This window comes from Enterococcus sp. DIV1067f (assembly GCF_050543505.1).
GTDB classification, from domain to species: domain Bacteria; phylum Bacillota; class Bacilli; order Lactobacillales; family Enterococcaceae; genus Enterococcus_D; species Enterococcus_D entomosocium.
On sequence record NZ_CP172940.1, the window covers coordinates 2,461,630 to 2,480,520 of the forward strand.

Below are 18,891 nucleotides of genomic sequence, written 5' to 3' on the forward strand. Positions count from 1 at the left end.
ACAGCAAGGGATTATTTATTGATTCAACTCTTTGGCTAGCGGTTTGCGCTGCAATTGGACACCAGCAAAACCGACTGCAAAGGCAATCAAAATCACGACAACGTATTTCAGCATGGCACCGAAATCTCCAGTATACAACAACAGTCCTGGTATAAAAGTGATGCCCATCCCAGTGGCAGCTAATTGGAAGACATACGTCGCAAACCCGCCGACTGCGCCCCCCAGCATGCCTGCGCCAAAAATCCGCATCGAGCGTAAGTTGACCCCAAATAGTAAAGGTTCAGTGATCCCAAATAAGGTTGGAACCGCCGCACTGATGGCATTTGAGCGTTTGACTTTGTTTTTATAAATAAATGCCGCAGCGATCGCAGCCCCGAATTGTCCCGCCATACTTGCTGTACCTAAGACTTGTAGGACGTTTTCGCCTGTCGTATTCAATAACCCTAACTCAATAATACTTAACGAATGGTGCAATCCAGTGATCACGATCACTTGCTGAACCCCTCCGTAAATGATATAACCGATGCCCAATGGCGCTTGCACCAAGTAGACGATACTGTTGATGACTGCTCTTTCAGCTACTTGCAAGATTGGTCCTAACGCAAACAAAATCAAACCTAAAGTAATGACGATCGTTAAGAATGGTGTCACGATCAAATCCATCATTTGTGGAACAAATTTACGGAACCATTTTTCTAGCTTAGAAACTAAGATCCCGACAATAATTGCTGGAAAAATCGACCCTTGATACCCAGAGATCGATAAACCGAATAAGTGCAATGGCTCTGCATCCCCGCTGGCAACTGCCCAAGCGTTCGGCAATTGCGGTGCCACCATCATTAACCCTACCACGATCCCGATGATCGGATTACCGCCGAATTTTTTCGTCGCACTATAGGCGATCAAAACAGGTAAAAAGGCAAAGGCTGTATCCGTTAACATTTCAAACATGGCTAACCAGTCAGCACTATAGGTGACCCCCAACTCGGTCAATAACCCCCGAATCCCCATCAAGAGCCCTGTCGTTACCAAAGCTGGAATCAATGGCACCAAGACATCTGACAACGTGCGGACAACTTTTTGGACGGGTGACAGATTCGAATAAACATCATCTTTGAAGCCAGCTTTTTCAGCGGAGGCGTCATTGCCCATTTCAGCGGCGAAGGCTTGATACACTTCATTGACTTTTCCTGTTCCAAAAATGAACTGATGCTGTCCCGTGTTGAAAAAATAGCCCTTGCTGCCCTCAACTGCTTCCGCTTTGTCTTTATCTACTAACTGATCGTCTTTCAAAATCAAGCGCAAACGTGTGGCACAGTGTTCAAAGTTTTTGACATTTTCTTTGCCGCCAACAGCTTCTAACACTTGGTCGATCGTTTTTTGTTCCTTCATTTTTCCCACTCCTTTGATCGTCGGTTCATTTGTGGAACCGGTTCTACATTTGTAGATTAACAGAAACCGTTTGCATTTGCAAGCAAAGAAAATAAAAAAACAGAACGCCGCAAATGGTCGTCCTGTTTTCTCTAAAAATATTTGCTTTATTTCTCCTGCTTTTCACGCTTGGCAGTCGACTGTTTGACCACTAATCGATTCGGTAATTCGATCACCTCAGGAACCTCTTCCCCTTGCGTCAGTTTTTGGATTGTTAAGACGGCATCGATGCCTAATTGGACATAGGGATATTGGGTCGTTGTGATGGTCGGATAGACATAATCCGTCGAATCATAGCCGCCAAAGCCGTTCAAGGAAAAGTCTTGCGGCACTTGATACCCTAGTTCATGGGCGGCTTTCAATACAGCAACAGCAATATTGTCGGTAGCACAGGCGATGTACGTTGCCGTTTGATCTTTCAAGAACACAAGGGCTTTTTGGTACGTTTCTCTTCTTGAAAAAGACGTTTCGATAAAGTCGACTTTGACGTTGGGCGTTTGTGCCAAGACATCAAGAAATCCTTTTTTCCGCAAGACACCTACCGCATAATCATTTTCGCTGACACCAACAAATAAATAACGTCGGTGGCCAGCGCTGACTGCATATTCTGCCATGGTTTTGCCAGCTTGATAATCTTCATGGACGATGGAATGAATGCCAGCTAACTGTTGACCTAACAATAAAACAGGCATAGGAACCTCTGCCAGCACCGCTTGCAGCTGCGGCGTGATTTTGCGCGCAAACAGGATCATCCCTGCTACTTTTTGTTTGACCAGCATTTCGATATTTTCTAATTCCCGTTCATCGCTTTGATCAGAGTTGGTGATCAGCATTTGATAGCCGTTTTCCCGTGCCGTCGTATCGATCCCTTTCAACACATCATTTGTCGAGGGTGAATTCAACCGAGGAATAATCACGCCCAGCAATTTCGTGTCTTGGGCTTTCAGCGAACGAGCAAATGTATTGGGGCGATAGCCAGTTTCAGCAATGATCTGATCAATTTTTTTGCGCTTTTCTTCACTGATATAGCCATTGTTCAGATAGCGGGAAACCGTACTTTTCGCTACTCCCGCCTTTTCAGCAATGTCCTTGATCGTTGTCATGATTTCCCACCTTCGCATTTTCTTTTATTATAACAATAACTGAAAGAAAAGCGCAGGTTTTGCGTAAAAAACAAATAGGAGGGAAAGATCAAGTATTTTTTTCATCTCCTAATGCTAAGTGCTGATAAAAATAATTGCAGACAAAGTATTGATTCAGATATCTTCTTTTTTACAAGTACTAAGATCAATAAAAAAGAGTGTCTTCAGCAGACATTAAAAACGATTGAGTTTTTCGTTTCCATACTAAGATCATACCCACACAATTCTTTAAAATAATTTTTATAGTCGCTCTCAATAATTCTTATGATGTCGTTGTCTGAAAACTCCTCATACTTAGATAAATCAACTAAAAGGCCCAATTTTGCATCAATCCCAAGAATTTGTGGAATGACCTCCCAAAAGGTTTCTTTCGAAATTGCTTCAATTAGTTGATTTAATCGTTCTACTTGTTTTTCTAAATAGTCTTCCAGCGTGTCTTTCTCTCTTGGCAAACGATCTATCTCTTTTTGAAAATAATTGATATACTCTTTTTTCGTCGCAAACAACATTTTCTTATACTCCTCTCCGCTCTTACTGATTATTCTCACATACCATAAAAGGACTACGCATCCCTTTTCATTTATTGAATACTCTATTTTGTAACTAGTTTTAGATTTGAGAAAGCAGCAAAACCTTCATGGGCTTTGCTGCTTTTTTTAATATTGACTAATGTAAGTCTTACCTGTCTTTATTTTTCTTTTTGTCAAAGATAATGATTAAGGTAATTAATAGTAGTAGTGATCCAACAATGAGCATGATTCGTTGCCCCGCCATCATTTCCCCAGTATGGGGAAGTTTTGGATCTGCAGGATCTCTTTTGTCATTTTCTGGATTCTCTTTTTCAGGCGAAGTTTGTCCACCATTATTTCCTTCTTTTTGATAGACATAAATCACTTTTTGGACGTCATTCGTAAACGTTCCAGAGGCGTTGGTTGGTATTTCCATCACGGTCCAACCAGAAATTTCTTTTGGCTTGCTTTCATATGGCATGTCGACTTTCCCAGTTAGAATCGTTGGCTTCGATAGTTGATTCCCTTCAGTATCCTCATACTTAACTATCACTGGTGCCGCATCAGAGCGATCATAAAGGTAGATCACTTCCTGTGGGTCTTCGCCAAAAATCCCATGGGCATTGCTTGGTGCCTCTGGCACATACCAACCTGGAATTTCTTTTGGTTCGCTTTCGTATGGCAGACCAACTTTTCCGCTTAAGATCGTTGGTTCTGACAGTTGATTTCCTTCGGTATCTTCATACTTGACCGTCACTGGTGCCGCATGGGAGCGATCGTAAACATAGATTACTTCCTGTGCGTCTTCGCTAAAAATTCCTTGAGCATTAGTCGGTGTTTCTGGCACATACCAACCTGGAATTTCTTTTGGTTCGCTTTCGTATGGCAGACCAACTTTTCCGCTTAAGATCGTTGGTTCTGACAGTTGATTTCCTTCGGTATCTTCATACTTGACCGTCACTGGTGCCGCATGGGAGCGATCGTAAACATAGATTACTTCCTGTGCGTCTTCGCTAAAAATTCCTTGAGCATTAGTCGGTGTTTCTGGCACATACCAGCCTGGAATTTCTTTTGGTTCGCTTTCATAGGGCAATCCAACTTTCCCGCTTAAGATCGTTGGTTCTGACAGTTGATTTCCTTCGGTATCCTCATATTTGACTGTCACCGGTGCCGCATCCGAGCGGTCGTAAACATAGATCACTTCCTGTGGGTCTTCGCTAAAAATTCCTTGAGCATTGCTTGGTGTCTCTGGTACATACCACCCAGGAATTTCTTTCGGTTCGCTTTCATAGGGCAATCCAACTTTTCCGCTTAGAATCGTTGGTTCCGACAGTTGATTCCCTTCGGTGTCTTCATACTTAACTGTTACAGGTGCCGCATCCGAGCAGTCGTAAACATAGATCACTTTCTGTGGGTCTTCGCTAAAAATTCCTTGAGCATTGCTTGGTGTCTCTGGCACATACCAACCTGGAATTTCTTTTGGTTCGCTTTCGTATGGCAGACCAACTTTTCCGCTTAAAATCGTTGATTTAGATAGTTGATTTCCTTCAGTATCCTCATACTTGACCGTCACTGGTGCCGCATCGGATCGATCGTAAACATAGATCACTTCCTGTGGGTCTTCGCTAAAAATTCCTTGAGCATTGCTTGGCGTTTCTGGCACATACCAACCTGGAATTTCTTTTGGCTTGCTCTCGTAGGGCAGACCAACTTTCCCACTTAATATCGTTGGCTCCGAGAGCTGCTTCCCTTCTGTGTCTTCATACTTAACTGTTACAGGTGCTGCATCAGAGCGATCATAAACGTAGATCACTTCCTGTGGGTCTTCGCCAAAAATCCCATGGGCATTGCTTGGTGCCTCTGGCACATACCAACCAGGGATTTCTTTTGGCTCGCTTTCGTAGGGCAGACCAACTTTCCCGCTTAAGATCGTCGGTGTCGACAGTTGATTTCCTTCGGTATCTTCATACTTGACCGTCACTGGTGCCGCATCAGATCGATCATAGACATAAATTACTTCCTGTGGGTCTTCGCCAAAAATCCCATGGGCATTGCTTGGTGCCTCTGGCACATACCAACCTGGAATTTCTTTTGGTTCGCTTTCGTAGGGCAGACCAACTTTTCCGCTTAAAATCGTTGATTTAGATAGTTGATTTCCTTCAGTATCCTCATACTTGACCGTCACTGGTGCCGCATCGGATCGATCGTAAACATAGATCACTTCCTGTGGGTCTTCGCTAAAAATTCCTTGAGCATTGCTTGGCGTTTCTGGCACATACCAACCTGGAATTTCTTTTGGCTTGCTCTCGTAGGGCAGACCAACTTTCCCACTTAATATCGTTGGCTCCGAGAGCTGCTTCCCTTCTGTGTCTTCATACTTAACTGTTACAGGTGCTGCATCAGAGCGATCATAAACGTAGATCACTTCCTGTGGGTCTTCGCCAAAAATCCCATGGGCATTGCTTGGTGCCTCTGGCACATACCAACCAGGGATTTCTTTTGGCTCGCTTTCGTAGGGCAGACCAACTTTCCCGCTTAAGATCGTCGGTGTCGACAGTTGATTTCCTTCGGTATCTTCATACTTGACCGTCACTGGTGCCGCATCAGATCGATCATAGACATAAATTACTTCCTGTGGGTCTTCGCCAAAAATCCCATGGGCATTGCTTGGTGCCTCTGGCACATACCAACCTGGAATTTCTTTTGGTTCGCTTTCGTAGGGCAGACCGACTTTCCCGCTTAAAATCGTTGGTTCTGACAATTGATTTCCTTCGGTATCTTCATACTTGACCGTCACTGGTGCTGCATCCGAACGGTCATAGACATAGACCACTTCTTGCGCTTCTTTTCCGAAAATTCCATGAGCATTGCTTGGTGTCTCAGGCACATACCAGCCTGGAATTTCTTTTGGTTCGCTTTCGTAGGGCAGACCGACTTTCCCGCTTAAAATCGTTGGTTCTGACAATTGATTTCCTTCGGTATCTTCATACTTGACCGTCACTGGTGCTGCATCCGAACGGTCATAGACATAGACCACTTCTTGCGCTTCTTTTCCGAAAATTCCATGAGCATTGCTTGGTGTCTCAGGCACATACCAGCCTGGAATTTCTTTTGGTTCGCTTTCGTAGGGCAGACCGACTTTCCCGCTTAAAATCGTTGGTTCCGAAAGCTGATTCCCTTCGTTATCTTCATATTTGACTGTTACAGGTGCCGCATCCGATCGATCATAAACATAGATCACTTCCTGTGGGGCTTTGCCAAAAATCCCATGGGCATTGCTTGGTGCCTCTGGCACATACCAACCTGGAATTTCTTTTGGTTCGCTTTCGTATGGTAGACCAACTTTCCCGCTTAGAATCGTAGGTTCTGACAATTGATTTCCTTCGGCATCTTCATATTTGACTGTTACAGGTGCTGCATCCGATCGGTCATAGACATAGACCACTTCTTGCGCTTCTTTTCCGAAAATCCCACGAGCATTACTCGGAGTTTCTGGCACATACCAGCCTGGAATTTCTTTTGGTTCACTCTCGTAGGGCAGACCAACTTTCCCGCTTAAGATCGTCGGTGTCGACAGTTGATTTCCTTCGGTATCTTCATACTTGACCGTCACTGGTGCCGCATCCGATCGATCATAGACATAAATTACTTCCTGCGCTTCTTCGCCAAAAATTCCATGAGCATTGCTTGGTGTCTCAGGCACATACCAGCCTGGAATTTCTTTTGGTTCGCTTTCGTATGGTAGACCAACTTTCCCGCTTAAGATCGTTGATTCAGATAGTTGATTTCCTTCAGTATCCTCATACTTGACCGTCACTGGTGCCGCATCCGATCGATCATAGACATAAATTACTTCCTGCGCTTCTTCGCCAAAAATTCCATGAGCATTGCTTGGTGTCTCAGGCACATACCAGCCTGGAATTTCTTTTGGTTCGCTTTCGTATGGTAGACCAACTTTCCCGCTTAAGATCGTTGATTCAGATAGTTGATTTCCTTCAGTATCCTCATACTTGACCGTCACTGGTGCCGCATCCGATCGATCATAGACATAAATTACTTCCTGCGCTTCTTCGCCAAAAATTCCATGAGCATTGCTTGGTGTCTCAGGCACATACCAGCCTGGAATTTCTTTTGGTTCGCTTTCGTATGGTAGACCAACTTTCCCGCTTAAGATCGTTGATTCAGATAGTTGATTTCCTTCAGTATCCTCATACTTGACCGTCACTGGTGCCGCATCGGATCGATCGTAAACATAGATCACTTCCTGTGACTCTTTTCCAAAAGTTCCATGAGCATTGCTTGGTGTCTCAGGCACATACCAGCCCGGGATTTCTTTTGGTTCGCTTTCATATGGCAGACCAACTTTCCCACTTAGAATCGTAGGTTCTGACAATTGATTTCCTTCGGCATCTTCATATTTGACTGTTACAGGTGCCGCATCCGATCGAGCATAGACATAAATTACTTCCTGCGCTTCTTTTCCGAAAATCCCATGAGCATTGCTGGGTGTCTCAGGCACATACCAGCCTTGTATTTCTTTTGGTTCGCTTTCATATGGCAGACCAACTTTCCCGCTTAAGATCGTCGGTTCCGATAATTGATTTCCTTCGGCATCTTCATATTTGACTGTTACAGGTGCTGCATCCGATCGAGCATAAACGTAGATCACTTCTTGAGGTTCTGCGGTAAATATTCCAAAAGCGTTACTCGGTGTTTCTGTCAAGAACCACCCTGGTATTTCCTTTGCTTCAGTTTCATAAGGAAGTCCTATCGTACCGTTTAAAATTGTCTCAGTCGACAGTGGATTCCCATCGACATCCTCATATCGAACTGTAACTGGTTGTGCTTCCTTTTTTTCCCACACATAAGTACCAGTCTTGCTTCCGTCATATTCATGAAAAAAGTTAGTTGGTGTCAGGGTTAAATGTTCGGTGGAAAGATTCCCCTCAAGGTCTTTTTCAAAGATCCAATTACCTGTATACAGTTCAGCAGGCATCACATTCTCTGGCAAAGTAGGACGGAGATTTTCTGCTAGATGTAAAAAGGTCGTCTTATCTCCTAAATGTAATCTTTTGAGTCCATTCATTCCTCTAAACATCCCACTAGCAACAGCAAATGCAGAACTAGAAGAACCAACATTTGTGGTGTCCCAATTTGATAAATCCAATTCTTCTATTTTCGGTGTTACTTCAAATAAGTTAAACATACTGGTAACGCTTGAGGTATCCCAATTTGACACATCTAAATGAAGTAAGTTTCTTGCTCCCCCAAACATACTCATCATGTTTTCTATATTTGAAGTATCCCAATTTGAAACATCAATCGTAGTCAATTTACTGACCCAATCACCGGTCAAATTATTATAGAACATATAGTCTGTTCGTTTTACTTTAGAGGTATCCCAATTCGAGACATCGATTTCTGTTAAACTAGCAGTATTTTGAAAGACCCCCTGCATTCCTTCGACTTTAGAGGTATCCCAGTTTGAGACATCCAACTTGGTCACTCTTCTAACACCATTAAACATATTATTTATATTCGTAACATTGCCTGTTTCCCAATTGGAGACATCCAGCTCGGTTAACTGATTCACATTTTGAAACATAAAGAACATACCAGTGACATTGGAGGTATCCCAATTTGAAACGTCCAATTCAGTTAAGCTGCTGTTTCCATTAAACATATAGTTCATGATTGTTCCATTAGATGTATCCCAATTTGAAACGTTCACTGAACGTAATGCGCTAGCGCTATGAAACATGTAACCAAAGTTTGTTACATTCGAGACATCGATTTTCTCTGCATTCTCGATAGTCTCCAGACTTGTTAATCGTGTATCAAGGGTATGACCAGAAAACATATAGGCTGAATTGGCTGGAAAAATGACCGTACCATTTACAACAATTCGAGTAACATTTCTATAAGTTATTCGCCAAGGGGATGTGGCTGGCGTGCCAGCTGTTCCTTCTTCTAGCACAACTGTTCGAGTTTCCTCATCCCATGTCCAAGGAACGGTTCCCCATGTTCCTCTGACTAATGAGTCTGATCGCTCATAGACATAAATGACTTCCTGTTCTTCTTCAGTAAATCTACCTGATGCATTGGCTGGTGTTTCTACAACAGACCAACCGGGAATCTCTTTTGGCTCACTTATGTATCGTTCTCCTACCTCCCCATCTAGCATGTCTGGTTCAGATAACTCATTCCCTTCGGTATCTTCATAACGTATAGTCACTGGTGCTGAGATTAATCTTTCCCAAACGTACGTTCCTGGGTTAGTACCATCATACTGATTCATAAATTCATCAGATGAAGCATAAGTTACTGGAGTTAAACCATTCTCCCCTTCATCATTGATACGCTCTATCCATCTTCCAGAGTAAGGTAGACCTGCATTGATCCTTGGCAATCTAACGTTTGAAGCAAAGACTGATTTCTCACCTAAGGTCAGCTCACGTAGAGATTGAGTTGATTCAAACATATTATTTGTATTTGCAACATTCGTTACATCCCAGCTCGAAAGATCAAGACTCGTTAACGCTCTAGCCGAACTAAACATCCTCAACATCGATGAGACATTTGACACGTCCCAGTTTGACACATCAATCGTGGTTAATGAAGTCGCTATTCCAAACATATCCGACATGTTTGTTACACTCGAAACATCCCAACGTGAAAGATCCAAGCTTGAGAGAGAGTTAACCGCATTAAACATCAAGCCCATATCAGTTACACTGGAAACATCCCAGTTTGAAAGGTCTAAGTCGGATAGGGATCTGGCTAGACCAAACATGCTACGCATATTCGTCACGCTTGATACGTCCCAACTTGCAACATCCAAACTCGTTAAAGACTCTGCTGAATTAAACATTCCTCCCATATTTTGTACATTTGATACATCCCAATTTGACACATCTAAGCTTGCTAAAGATCTGGTTTGTCCAAACATTCCATTCATGTCCGTCACATTCGATACATTCCAATTTGATACATCAATATTTTTTAGTGTAGTAACGCCATGAAACATGCGATCCATGTTTGTCACATTTGACACATCAATATTTCCTGCATGCTCAATCGTCAGCAAATCAGTTAGACGTTCTGCTGCTTGCGCTTGCGGTGATCCAAACAACCATGAAACGTCTTCTGGAAAAATAACCTTGCCATTAACAGAAATTTGAACAACATTCGTGTAGGTTTTCCAAGGTGCTGTGGCTGACGTGCCGGCTGCCCCTTCTTCTAACGCAATTGTTTTCGTTTCCTCATCCCATGTCCAAGGAACGGTTCCCCATAGACCTTCAGCCACTTCTCCTGATTCCTCTTGATTGACTTCCACCTTACTATCTAAACTAGCTTCACTGGATTCATCCTTAGAAGAGCTTTCAGATGTTTCTGCCTCTATACTGGTTTCTGTTTCGCTAGGGTCCACAGATTCAGTAGTATCTAAACTCTCTTCAGTAGGTAGCGTCGATTGTTCTGCATCTGTCAATCGACTCTCTTCAAACTGCTCCGTACTCCCCTCCGTTTCTTCAGCTGTAAAAGCTTCACCAATAGAAAGATCCGTCATTTCCTGATTATTTTTAACCCTGTCATTTTGGGAAACATCTACAACTGTATTTGCTAATACAGTGATGGGATGTCCTAATGCCATTGTAATGACCAACATAATATACCCTAACTTGCGTGTCACTTTCCTAACACTCCTATTCTTTTCGCTTCAATTTCTCAAATCATGATCATTTATTATTCAGGCAGTCACCTTCGAAATCCGTATAGTCATAAAAGGAAACTAAGTTCTAAAGAAGAGTATATAAGGTTGCTTTTGAATACAAAAATCGTATTTTTCACCCTGGGGGGAAATACAGCATAAAAAAGCCTATTCAAAAGGCTTTCCCTGCTTTCGAATAGACTAAAAATATGTTTATTATTTAATTATTTTATAAGTTCGAACATTTGAGGTTCGACTGTTCTGAATAATAGTTCCCAGTCCTGTTTATCAGGTACTGTTTTTAATAGTAACCAGTTGGTACTTAGATTATACTCTGATAGATATTCACTATAATTCGTGACAACTAGATCAATATCTTCTTGATTCAAAAAATCTTCCGTCAAAGCAGGAATCGTAATGAAAAAGATTTGATGCCGATCACCAAAATATTGAAAAATTCGAGATTTTATCATTTGACAAACATATAGATCGCCCTCTAATAAAAAAACAATTTTCTTCCTTTTGTATAACCATTGTTCCCGCAGTCTTTCTGATAGCAATGTTAAGCTAGTCGCCATATCTTCCAAAAAGTCTTCTGTTAGATCTAATTTAAATAGAAAGGAGCGCAGAAAATGGCGATTTTTCATGTATGATTCTTTACATTCAAACTTGGTTTTTTCTATAATCTCAGACATTATTTTATTTTGGACCGGAGAAATCAAGTGATTGATATATCTCGAAAGGAAAAAAGCGTCGAAAACCCAAAATAGTTCGGTTGTGTGTAATTCTGGAAAGTAGTTTTTTAGATAATTTTCCGTTAGATCAGTTAAAGAATCATTTAATTGTAACAGTTCACAAAATAGTTTATCTTGATCGACTCGATCAAAAGGACGCTTGGCAATAGTAGCTAAATATAACCAACAAAGCTCGTTTACTCCTAATTCAACTTGATAGTTCTTTTGAATTCTTTGCTGGATCAAAAGTAGATTATTGGAGTCCTTGCTATTCATTACATTTTTATAAAGCTTTGATGGTACTTTGATTGTTTTTCCTTGTCGTACTCGCTCAATAGCAATATATAGACTGTAATAAAATTCAATCGGTGAAGTACCTGTTCCAACTGATGCTTCAGTTAACTTCGATAAAAAAGTCTGATAGATTAATCCATGAATCTCTTTAGGAGGAACCAACGTGTGAGGGGTCATTTCTCCTTCATAATAAAAGTCTTTGAAAAATTTTCGGATGTTTGCTTCATCACCTTTTAAATCAATTGGAGTAAGTGATAGTTTTAAGCCGTATTCTTTAAGAACCGGCTCAATTCGTCTCAAATAGCGTCGAAAAGACGTTTCAGAAAGGTGAAAACGGTCGATCAATTCCGCTACATCCTCTAGTTCACCATAGAAAATATTCCCTAACAATTCAAACAGAATTTCATTTTGCAATAGCTTTTCTTTTTGTTCAATAAATCGTAGGGAATTCTTTTTTTCGAAAAGATAGCCATTATTGGTTGAAACAATTTTAGCACTATCAGAAAAATATTCTTTTAACTTGTTTATATCAGTTAAAATCGTCCGTTCAGAAACTTCATTTAGTTTAGCTAATTGGCCTTTGGTCGCTATTTGAGTGCGTTCAAAAAGGTTTAGTATCCGAAACCAACGAACAGTTGTCGGGTCAGCAATAAACTTCAGTTGTAAGTTTTTCATCTACACACCTCCAATTCAAATCAAAATCACTATACCTATCTTAACATTGTATATTCATTTAATCATACCTTATTTGATCTATGATATTTGAAAAAATAAGCTAAAAATATCCATTTCCTATAAACTATTTCTATTTAATGATAATTTAAAAATAATTAAAGCGAAGCCAAACAGTATATTAAACAGCTACCACAATTTTAACAAGATATTATAATGAAATAGATCAGTTGAAGAAATTGTAAAAAATAAGAATGGAAAACTGAAACAACATCTCTCAGGATATTTTATATTTCACCTTAAAGCTAAATATGGTGAAAAATTATAAGTTGAAAATCAAATCACTTTTTTATTGAGAGGTAGCGTTCTTCTCAATAGTAGTTAGAACACAACTCTGACTATTTCTGATTGAATAGAAAATCCTCAATCATACGTACTATCATATAGACATTTTAAAAATCAATGTTCACATCTATTTTCCAGTTATTCCAAATAAAAAAACAGCCAAGCCTCAAGCTTGACTGTTTTTTCATTTCATATAGGAATACAATTCCTACTCTTAAATTGTCCCTCACACATTCAAAATCCACATAAACCCAAGAAAGACAAAGAACAAGGCGTACATGATTGGTGAGACTTCTTTGCCGCGTTTGGCTGCTAACATGGTAATTGGGTAAAAGATGAAGCCCAACGCGATCCCATCGGAGATGCTGTAGGTCAACGGCATGCCTAATAGAATCAAGAAGGCTGGGATTGCGATTTCCATTTCGTGCCATTTGATCTCTCGCAGCGATTGCGCCATCAATACACCTACGACGATCAGTGCTGGTGCCGTCACTTGAGAAGTGACAACGGATAGCAATGGTGAAAAGAACAAGCCGAACAAGAAGAAAATTCCAGTCGTCACAGCAGTCAAGCCAGAACGACCGCCCACGGCGATCCCAGCGGAAGATTCCACATACGCCCCTACTGGTGAGGTCCCTAATAAAGAACCGGCGAGCATGGCGGTGGAGTCAGAAGCAAGTGCTTTGCCGACCCGCGGCATTTTGTTGTCTTTCATGAAGCCTGCTTGGTTGGCAAGCCCCACCAAGGTGCCTGCGGTATCAAAGAAAGTGACGAGTAAGAAAGTCAGTACTACGACCCACATTTGCAGGGAGTTGATGTCTCCTACATGGTTTAGCGCCACTAAGAATGTGGAAGAAATACTTGGTGCAGCAGAAACGATACTGGATGGTGCTTGGATCAAGCCAGTCAAAAGACCTAAAACAGTTGTTGCGGCCATCCCGATAAAAATTCCACCAGGAACTCTGCGAACCATCAAGACGGCAGTGATCACTAGACCAAAAATCGTCAGCCACGTCGTACCGACACTCAATGAGCCCAGTGCCACAAGGGTCGAATCGTCGGAAACGATGATCCCGCCTTCGCTCAGTCCCAAAAAGGCGATGAACAGACCGATCCCGCCAGAGATGGCGTATTTTAAATCAGCAGGGATCGCATCAATGATCAGCTCCCTTAATTTGAAGATCGTGATCACGATGAAAATCAGTGATGCCACAAACACACCCGCTAATGCTGTTTGCCATGGAACCCCCATTCCAATACAAACTGAATAAGAAAAGAAGGCGTTGATCCCTAATGCGGGTGCTGTAGCGATCGGGTATTTTGCTAAAACCCCCATCAAGATACAGCCCAATGCACTGGCTAACGCCGTTGCTGTAAAGACGGCACCTTCGTCCATCCCAGATGCCCCGAGGACCGTTGGATTGACGAATAAAATATAGGCCATTGAGATAAAGGTGGTGAAACCAGCTAAGATTTCTCGTTTGACCGTTGTTTGTAAGGTATCTAGCCCAAAAAAGGAATTGATTTGATTCTTCATTTTTACTCCTCCAGCAATCAAGCAAAGGTGTCGCCATTGCTTGATTTTTTTATAATGAAAACGACGAAATCAATCATAAACCAACTTTATCTGCAAGTAAATATTATCCGGTTAAAAAAACCAATAAAACGCTTTTTCCAACATCTTACCCTTAGTTGTTTCTAATCAACGTGTAACGACTTCTCATTCACCAATTGCTCCAGCTGTTCCTTGGTGGTGCGCTTGATGGAAAGCTTTGGCAACTCGTTCAACGCAAAGTAATCGCTGTTGGAGGTTTCACTGTTTTTGATAAAGTCCCCTGCCAGAACCTCACATTCAAAGACCAACTTATAGTATTGAAACACTTGCGGAATGTCTTGTCTTAGATTCGTATCAAAAATTGCTCGCAGCTCCTTCACCTCTACTAGCAAACCGGTTTCTTCCAGCACTTCTTTTTTGATGTTTTCCCGAGGCGTCAAGCCAATCTCTGCATAGCCACCCGGCAGTGACCATTCTTTCGTCAGGCTGTCTTCCACTAGCAAGATTTTTTCGTCTTTTTGGATCAATGCTCGTACGTCGACTTTAGGTGTAGGATACCCCTCATTTTTTTCTGTTAAAAGGGTCAACGCAGCTGCGTCTTGATCCACGACGGTACTCATCAAATGCAATGCCAACTCTTTGATTTCTTGGTATCGTTCCTTATCGTACACATCTTTGCCATAGTACAAACCTGCTTCAGCGATCGATAACAGGCGTTTGTATTGCGCAAAATAATCTTTCATCCATTCCCCGCCTTTTCCATTTCTCTGTTATGCTTCTTATTCTAGAGGAAATCGGCGGTTTTGCAAAAGAAAGTCTTCTGAGACATAAGAAACAATCCGTCTTGCTGTGACAGCTAAACTTCCCCAAAAGCTGAGTCATGAGAAATAGCTCATAAAAAAAAGCAGTTGGCATGTACCTAGAACAGGTATAACGCCCACTGCTTTGCTTATTTACTTAGCTCAATTGCGATTCTCTCGATCAACGGACGATAATCCACTTGCTTGTAATCTTCCACATTGACTTCGATAAGCTCCCCTAACTGAAAGTCATCGTAACGGCGATCGGTGATGATTTGCCGAAACGCTTCTTTGGTTATATGGTTGGTTGCAGCTTGTCTATCTTCCAGCACATCCCCGTAATGGTATCGTTCCATGATAAAACTCAAATGACGGTCATCCGCTCGATCACGTATGAAACGTCTTTCCCATAAGGTTTCAAACGAGGCAGTCAAACGTATGGTCAAGCAGTCGTAGCCATAACTTTGAGCGAGAAAAGTCAGCAAGGGCTTCTGCTTTTCACTAAAGGGGTATTCCGAGACCACCAAGCGTTTTCCTAGAGACATATACAAGCCCAATGACTGATAGTAAAAAGGCCAAACATACTGCTTTTCGATCTGGGCTTTTTCTGCCAATGAATCAAAGCCAAGGGATTCGGCATAGCACTCTTTGATTTCATCTGGCGTAAGAGCGAAAAGATCGGGAAAACGTGCCTTCAGCAGATTCAGTAAATAACTTTTTCCAGTCCCAGGGCTGCCTGCCAATAAAACAAGCATCTTTTTGCGTACCATCTATTTGCCGATCGCAGTCGGCGCTTTCGTATTCATGAAAAGGCCGATCTTGTGCTTGACGATTTCTTTGATGGCTTCATTGGATGGGATCACGTTGTGGCGCAATGATTTGTTGACTTCCGTTGCCCCAAAATTTTCTTTCGCAATCTTCGTCCAATTGACCAACAATTCAGTACCTACATTAAACTTGCGAATGCCGTTATTGATCAATTCAGGATAATCTTCTTCTTTGACGCCAGTTCCTCCATGAATGACTAGCGGCACGTCGACGACTGCATGGATCTTCTTCAATAACGCAACATTCACTTCGGTTTTGGAGCGGAATTGGCCGTGATTGGTTCCGATAGCGATGGCTAGCGCATCGACGCCAGTAGCAGCGACAAATTCTACTGCATCTTCTGGGCATGTGAAGACTTTATCGTCTTCTTCCACATGAATGCCTTCTTCTGTGCCGCCGATCGTTCCTAGTTCTCCTTCGACGGACACCCCATGGGCATGGGCGTATTCTACGACTGCGCGCGTTTTCAAAATATTCTCTTTGAAGGGCAAATGCGAACCATCATACATCACCGAGCTATAGCCGCTATCAATCGCCGCTTTGATCTCATCGAAATCTCTGGCATGGTCCAAATGCAAGACAGCGTCCACCAGCTCGTGATCGGCAATCGTTTTGACGACATTGACCAAGACATCATAGCCGATGTATTTCGCCGTATCGATACTTGTTTGAATGATGATAGGTGCCCCCATCTCTTTGGCTGCCCGCAGCATGCTTGGCAGCATTTCTAAATTATGGGTATTAAAAGCCCCCACTGTAAAATTCAATGCTTCTGCTGTTTTCGTTACTTCTTTTAATGTTGTATACATCCTTGATTCCACCTCGTCTAGTTTAATTGCCGCTGATCGTAAGTTGTTTGGCGATTTGCCGCATTTCTTCCATTTTATCCATGTAATAGTCGATCTTTGCATCGTCGCCATTTCGTGCGGCGGCGGCACGCTGAGCATTGTAAAGGGACATCAGTTTTTTGTAGCCGTCCCCGATCGATTTCTTCGCCTGCAAACTTTTTTCCAATGCGTCGATCGCTTCTTCTGTGCGAGAAAGTTTTGCCTGGGCTAAGCCTAACACTTCATACAATTTTGCCTGTTCGTCGATGTCGGTTTCTGCTTGCAACTGACTTTCTAGATTTGCAATAAGCGCTTCTGCCTCTTGGCTTTCTTCAGCGGTCAAAGGAACCGCTGGTGTTTCTGTGGGCTTTTTTTCTTTTTTGAAAAAAGAGAACATGGGTCTTCCTCCTAGCGATTAAAAGTTTTTCAATAAGGGACTGATGATCCAAGCATATAGCAAGGCTGCCGTGACGGTATCCACATCAGTTGCCGTAGCGTTAACAAAGCCCATTTGATTGAAGATCGTTACAAGTAGGGCTGGCAGTGACGTAATGAAGAAGCCGTGAAAGATCCCTCCGATGATCGCCCCTCGACGTCCACCGACCGCATTGCCGAAGATCCCAGCGGTACCGCCTGCAAAGAAGTTCGTCAGCATCCCCGGCAAGATCATCGCCAAGCCAAAGACTGGTAAAACGAACATGGCGATGACTGTCCCAATCGTTGTAGTAATGAAGCCTAAAATAACTGCGTTTGGGCTATATGGGAAGAACACCGGGCAATCGAGTGCTGGTTTTGCATCGGGCACCAATTTCATGGCGATCCCACGAAACGCCGGGACAATCTCGCCTAAGAGCAATCGCACACCGGCTAACAAAACATAGACCCCAACCACGAATTGGATGGCTTGCAAGAAGGCATACATGATATAGTTTTGATCACCAGAGAGCGTAGAAGCAAAGGTTTCTCCAGCAAACAAGACCGTCACGATATACAGTGGAACCATCACGACCATGACAGAAAGATAGGTATCTTGTAAAAATTCAAAAGAACGTGGCAGTTTGATGTCTTCGATCGATTTTTTCTTCTCGCCTCTTTCTCCAAACAGATAGGCAACGCCTGCTTCAAAGAGGTAACCGATCGTACAGAAATGTCCGAGAGCAATGTCGTCTGCCCCAGTGACTTTGCGGATGATGGGCTGAGCCATCGCTGGCATCGCTACGGCAAAGATCGCCCCAATCAACCCACCGACAAGAATCAAGACAACGCCCCGTAAACCAGCGAAATAGCCAAAGACCGTCGTCATGGTCGCCATCCATAAAATGGCTTGACCCGTCAAGAAAATATATTTCCATTTTGTAAAGCGTGCCAATAAAATATTAAAAACAAAGATGGCTAAAAATGTCAGCGCTATGTCCCGACCCAAGCCCAACTCATTCATCGCTTGCCCGTTGATGGCTTCGATGGAAGGGATTATGCCTTGCATGTCGAATCCTTCTGTGAAAATCTCGCCGAAATAGGTCAAACTACCGACGATGATGCTAGAACCAGCGCTTAAAACCTGGAAGCCCAATAGCGTCTTCAAACTTCCTGAAATGACTTGACCTGCTGACTTTTTCTGAAGCAACAGCCCTAACATCGCGATCAAAGCGATCGTGATCGATGCCTGCGTTAAAATATTATCAATGATAAAATTGATGATGCCCATTTTTTCAAACTCCCTTCGTCATGCCTCTTCCTTACAGTGCGCCTTTTTCCGTTAATACTGGGATGATTTTTTCTTCGATTTCTGGTTTTGAAACGATGTTGCGTAAATAAATGATTGCGGTTGTCGGGTCCAAAGCAAACTTTTCAAATTGCGTCCGAAAATTCTCTGCCGTAATGATGATGTCTGGTTTCATTGATACTGCTGATGAGATATCGACATGATCCAATTTCGCCTCCACTCCTAATTTCGTTAAGACATCTTCTGTTGACATCTGAGCCGCAAAGCTGCTGCCAAGACCTGCACCGCATACGAATAAGATCGATAATTTGTTCATGATTTTT

Annotated in this window: 12 protein-coding genes; all 12 read right to left on the reverse strand. The window is 42.4% G+C overall.

The window, feature by feature from the left end; all coding sequences use genetic code 11:
• Window positions 1–15: 15 nt before the first annotated feature.
• Window positions 16–1,392, reverse strand: coding sequence for a PTS transporter subunit EIIC (locus IGJ42_RS11355; RefSeq protein ID WP_086297404.1), 1,377 nt, complete (start codon window positions 1,390–1,392; stop codon window positions 16–18).
• A 146-nt stretch (window positions 1,393–1,538) separates the two neighbouring features.
• Window positions 1,539–2,534, reverse strand: a complete 996-nt coding sequence (locus IGJ42_RS11360) for a LacI family DNA-binding transcriptional regulator (protein WP_430615443.1) — start codon at window positions 2,532–2,534, stop codon at window positions 1,539–1,541.
• Between the two features lie 203 nt (window positions 2,535–2,737).
• The gene (locus IGJ42_RS11365) at window positions 2,738–3,082 is read right to left on the reverse strand and encodes a DUF7006 family protein (protein ID WP_430615445.1); all 345 of its coding nucleotides are present in this window, start codon (window positions 3,080–3,082) and stop codon (window positions 2,738–2,740) included.
• A gap of 169 nt (window positions 3,083–3,251) precedes the next feature.
• Complete coding sequence (locus tag IGJ42_RS11370) at window positions 3,252–10,772, reverse strand: MucBP domain-containing protein (RefSeq protein ID WP_430615447.1); 7,521 nt, start codon at window positions 10,770–10,772, stop codon at window positions 3,252–3,254.
• 242 nt (window positions 10,773–11,014) lie between these two features.
• The gene (locus tag IGJ42_RS11375) at window positions 11,015–12,493 is read right to left on the reverse strand and encodes a helix-turn-helix domain-containing protein (RefSeq protein WP_430615449.1); all 1,479 of its coding nucleotides are present in this window, start codon (window positions 12,491–12,493) and stop codon (window positions 11,015–11,017) included.
• Between the two features lie 568 nt (window positions 12,494–13,061).
• Window positions 13,062–14,372: an NCS2 family permease gene (locus tag IGJ42_RS11380; RefSeq protein ID WP_086332582.1), complete on the reverse strand. Its 1,311-nt coding sequence runs from the start codon at window positions 14,370–14,372 to the stop codon at window positions 13,062–13,064.
• Between the two features lie 161 nt (window positions 14,373–14,533).
• Window positions 14,534–15,133: an NUDIX hydrolase N-terminal domain-containing protein gene (locus IGJ42_RS11385; RefSeq protein ID WP_008379067.1), complete on the reverse strand. Its 600-nt coding sequence runs from the start codon at window positions 15,131–15,133 to the stop codon at window positions 14,534–14,536.
• Window positions 15,134–15,339: 206 nt separating this feature from the next.
• A complete protein-coding gene (locus IGJ42_RS11390) occupies window positions 15,340–15,960 on the reverse strand; it encodes a zeta toxin family protein (RefSeq protein WP_194188416.1) in 621 nt (206 codons plus the stop codon).
• On the reverse strand, window positions 15,961–16,827 hold the full coding sequence (locus IGJ42_RS11395; protein ID WP_430607092.1) for a class II fructose-bisphosphate aldolase: 867 nt from the start codon (window positions 16,825–16,827) through the stop codon (window positions 15,961–15,963). It abuts the gene before it with no gap.
• Window positions 16,828–16,849: 22 nt separating this feature from the next.
• Window positions 16,850–17,242 carry a tetratricopeptide repeat protein gene (locus IGJ42_RS11400; protein WP_430615453.1) on the reverse strand — a complete coding sequence of 131 codons (393 nt, stop codon included), beginning with the start codon at window positions 17,240–17,242 and terminating at the stop codon, window positions 16,850–16,852.
• Between the two features lie 18 nt (window positions 17,243–17,260).
• Entirely contained in the window at window positions 17,261–18,550 is a 1,290-nt protein-coding gene (locus tag IGJ42_RS11405; RefSeq protein ID WP_430615455.1) for a PTS sugar transporter subunit IIC, read from the reverse strand.
• 31 nt (window positions 18,551–18,581) lie between these two features.
• Entirely contained in the window at window positions 18,582–18,884 is a 303-nt protein-coding gene (locus IGJ42_RS11410) for a PTS sugar transporter subunit IIB (protein ID WP_015509266.1), read from the reverse strand.
• Between the last annotated feature and the right edge of the window lie 7 nt (window positions 18,885–18,891).

Coding starts and splice junctions, on each gene's coding strand:
- IGJ42_RS11380 (WP_086332582.1), bottom strand. CDS start 14,372: ATGAAGAATCAAATCAATTCCTTTTTTGGGCTAGATACCTTACAAACA.
- IGJ42_RS11385 (WP_008379067.1), bottom strand. CDS start 15,133: ATGAAAGATTATTTTGCGCAATACAAACGCCTGTTATCGATCGCTGAA.
- IGJ42_RS11405 (WP_430615455.1), bottom strand. CDS start 18,550: ATGGGCATCATCAATTTTATCATTGATAATATTTTAACGCAGGCATCG.
- IGJ42_RS11410 (WP_015509266.1), bottom strand. CDS start 18,884: ATGAACAAATTATCGATCTTATTCGTATGCGGTGCAGGTCTTGGCAGC.
- IGJ42_RS11355 (WP_086297404.1), bottom strand. CDS start 1,392: ATGAAGGAACAAAAAACGATCGACCAAGTGTTAGAAGCTGTTGGCGGC.
- IGJ42_RS11400 (WP_430615453.1), bottom strand. CDS start 17,242: ATGTTCTCTTTTTTCAAAAAAGAAAAAAAGCCCACAGAAACACCAGCG.
- IGJ42_RS11395 (WP_430607092.1), bottom strand. CDS start 16,827: ATGTATACAACATTAAAAGAAGTAACGAAAACAGCAGAAGCATTGAAT.
- IGJ42_RS11390 (WP_194188416.1), bottom strand. CDS start 15,960: ATGGTACGCAAAAAGATGCTTGTTTTATTGGCAGGCAGCCCTGGGACT.
- IGJ42_RS11375 (WP_430615449.1), bottom strand. CDS start 12,493: ATGAAAAACTTACAACTGAAGTTTATTGCTGACCCGACAACTGTTCGT.
- IGJ42_RS11365 (WP_430615445.1), bottom strand. CDS start 3,082: ATGTTGTTTGCGACGAAAAAAGAGTATATCAATTATTTTCAAAAAGAG.
- IGJ42_RS11360 (WP_430615443.1), bottom strand. CDS start 2,534: ATGACAACGATCAAGGACATTGCTGAAAAGGCGGGAGTAGCGAAAAGT.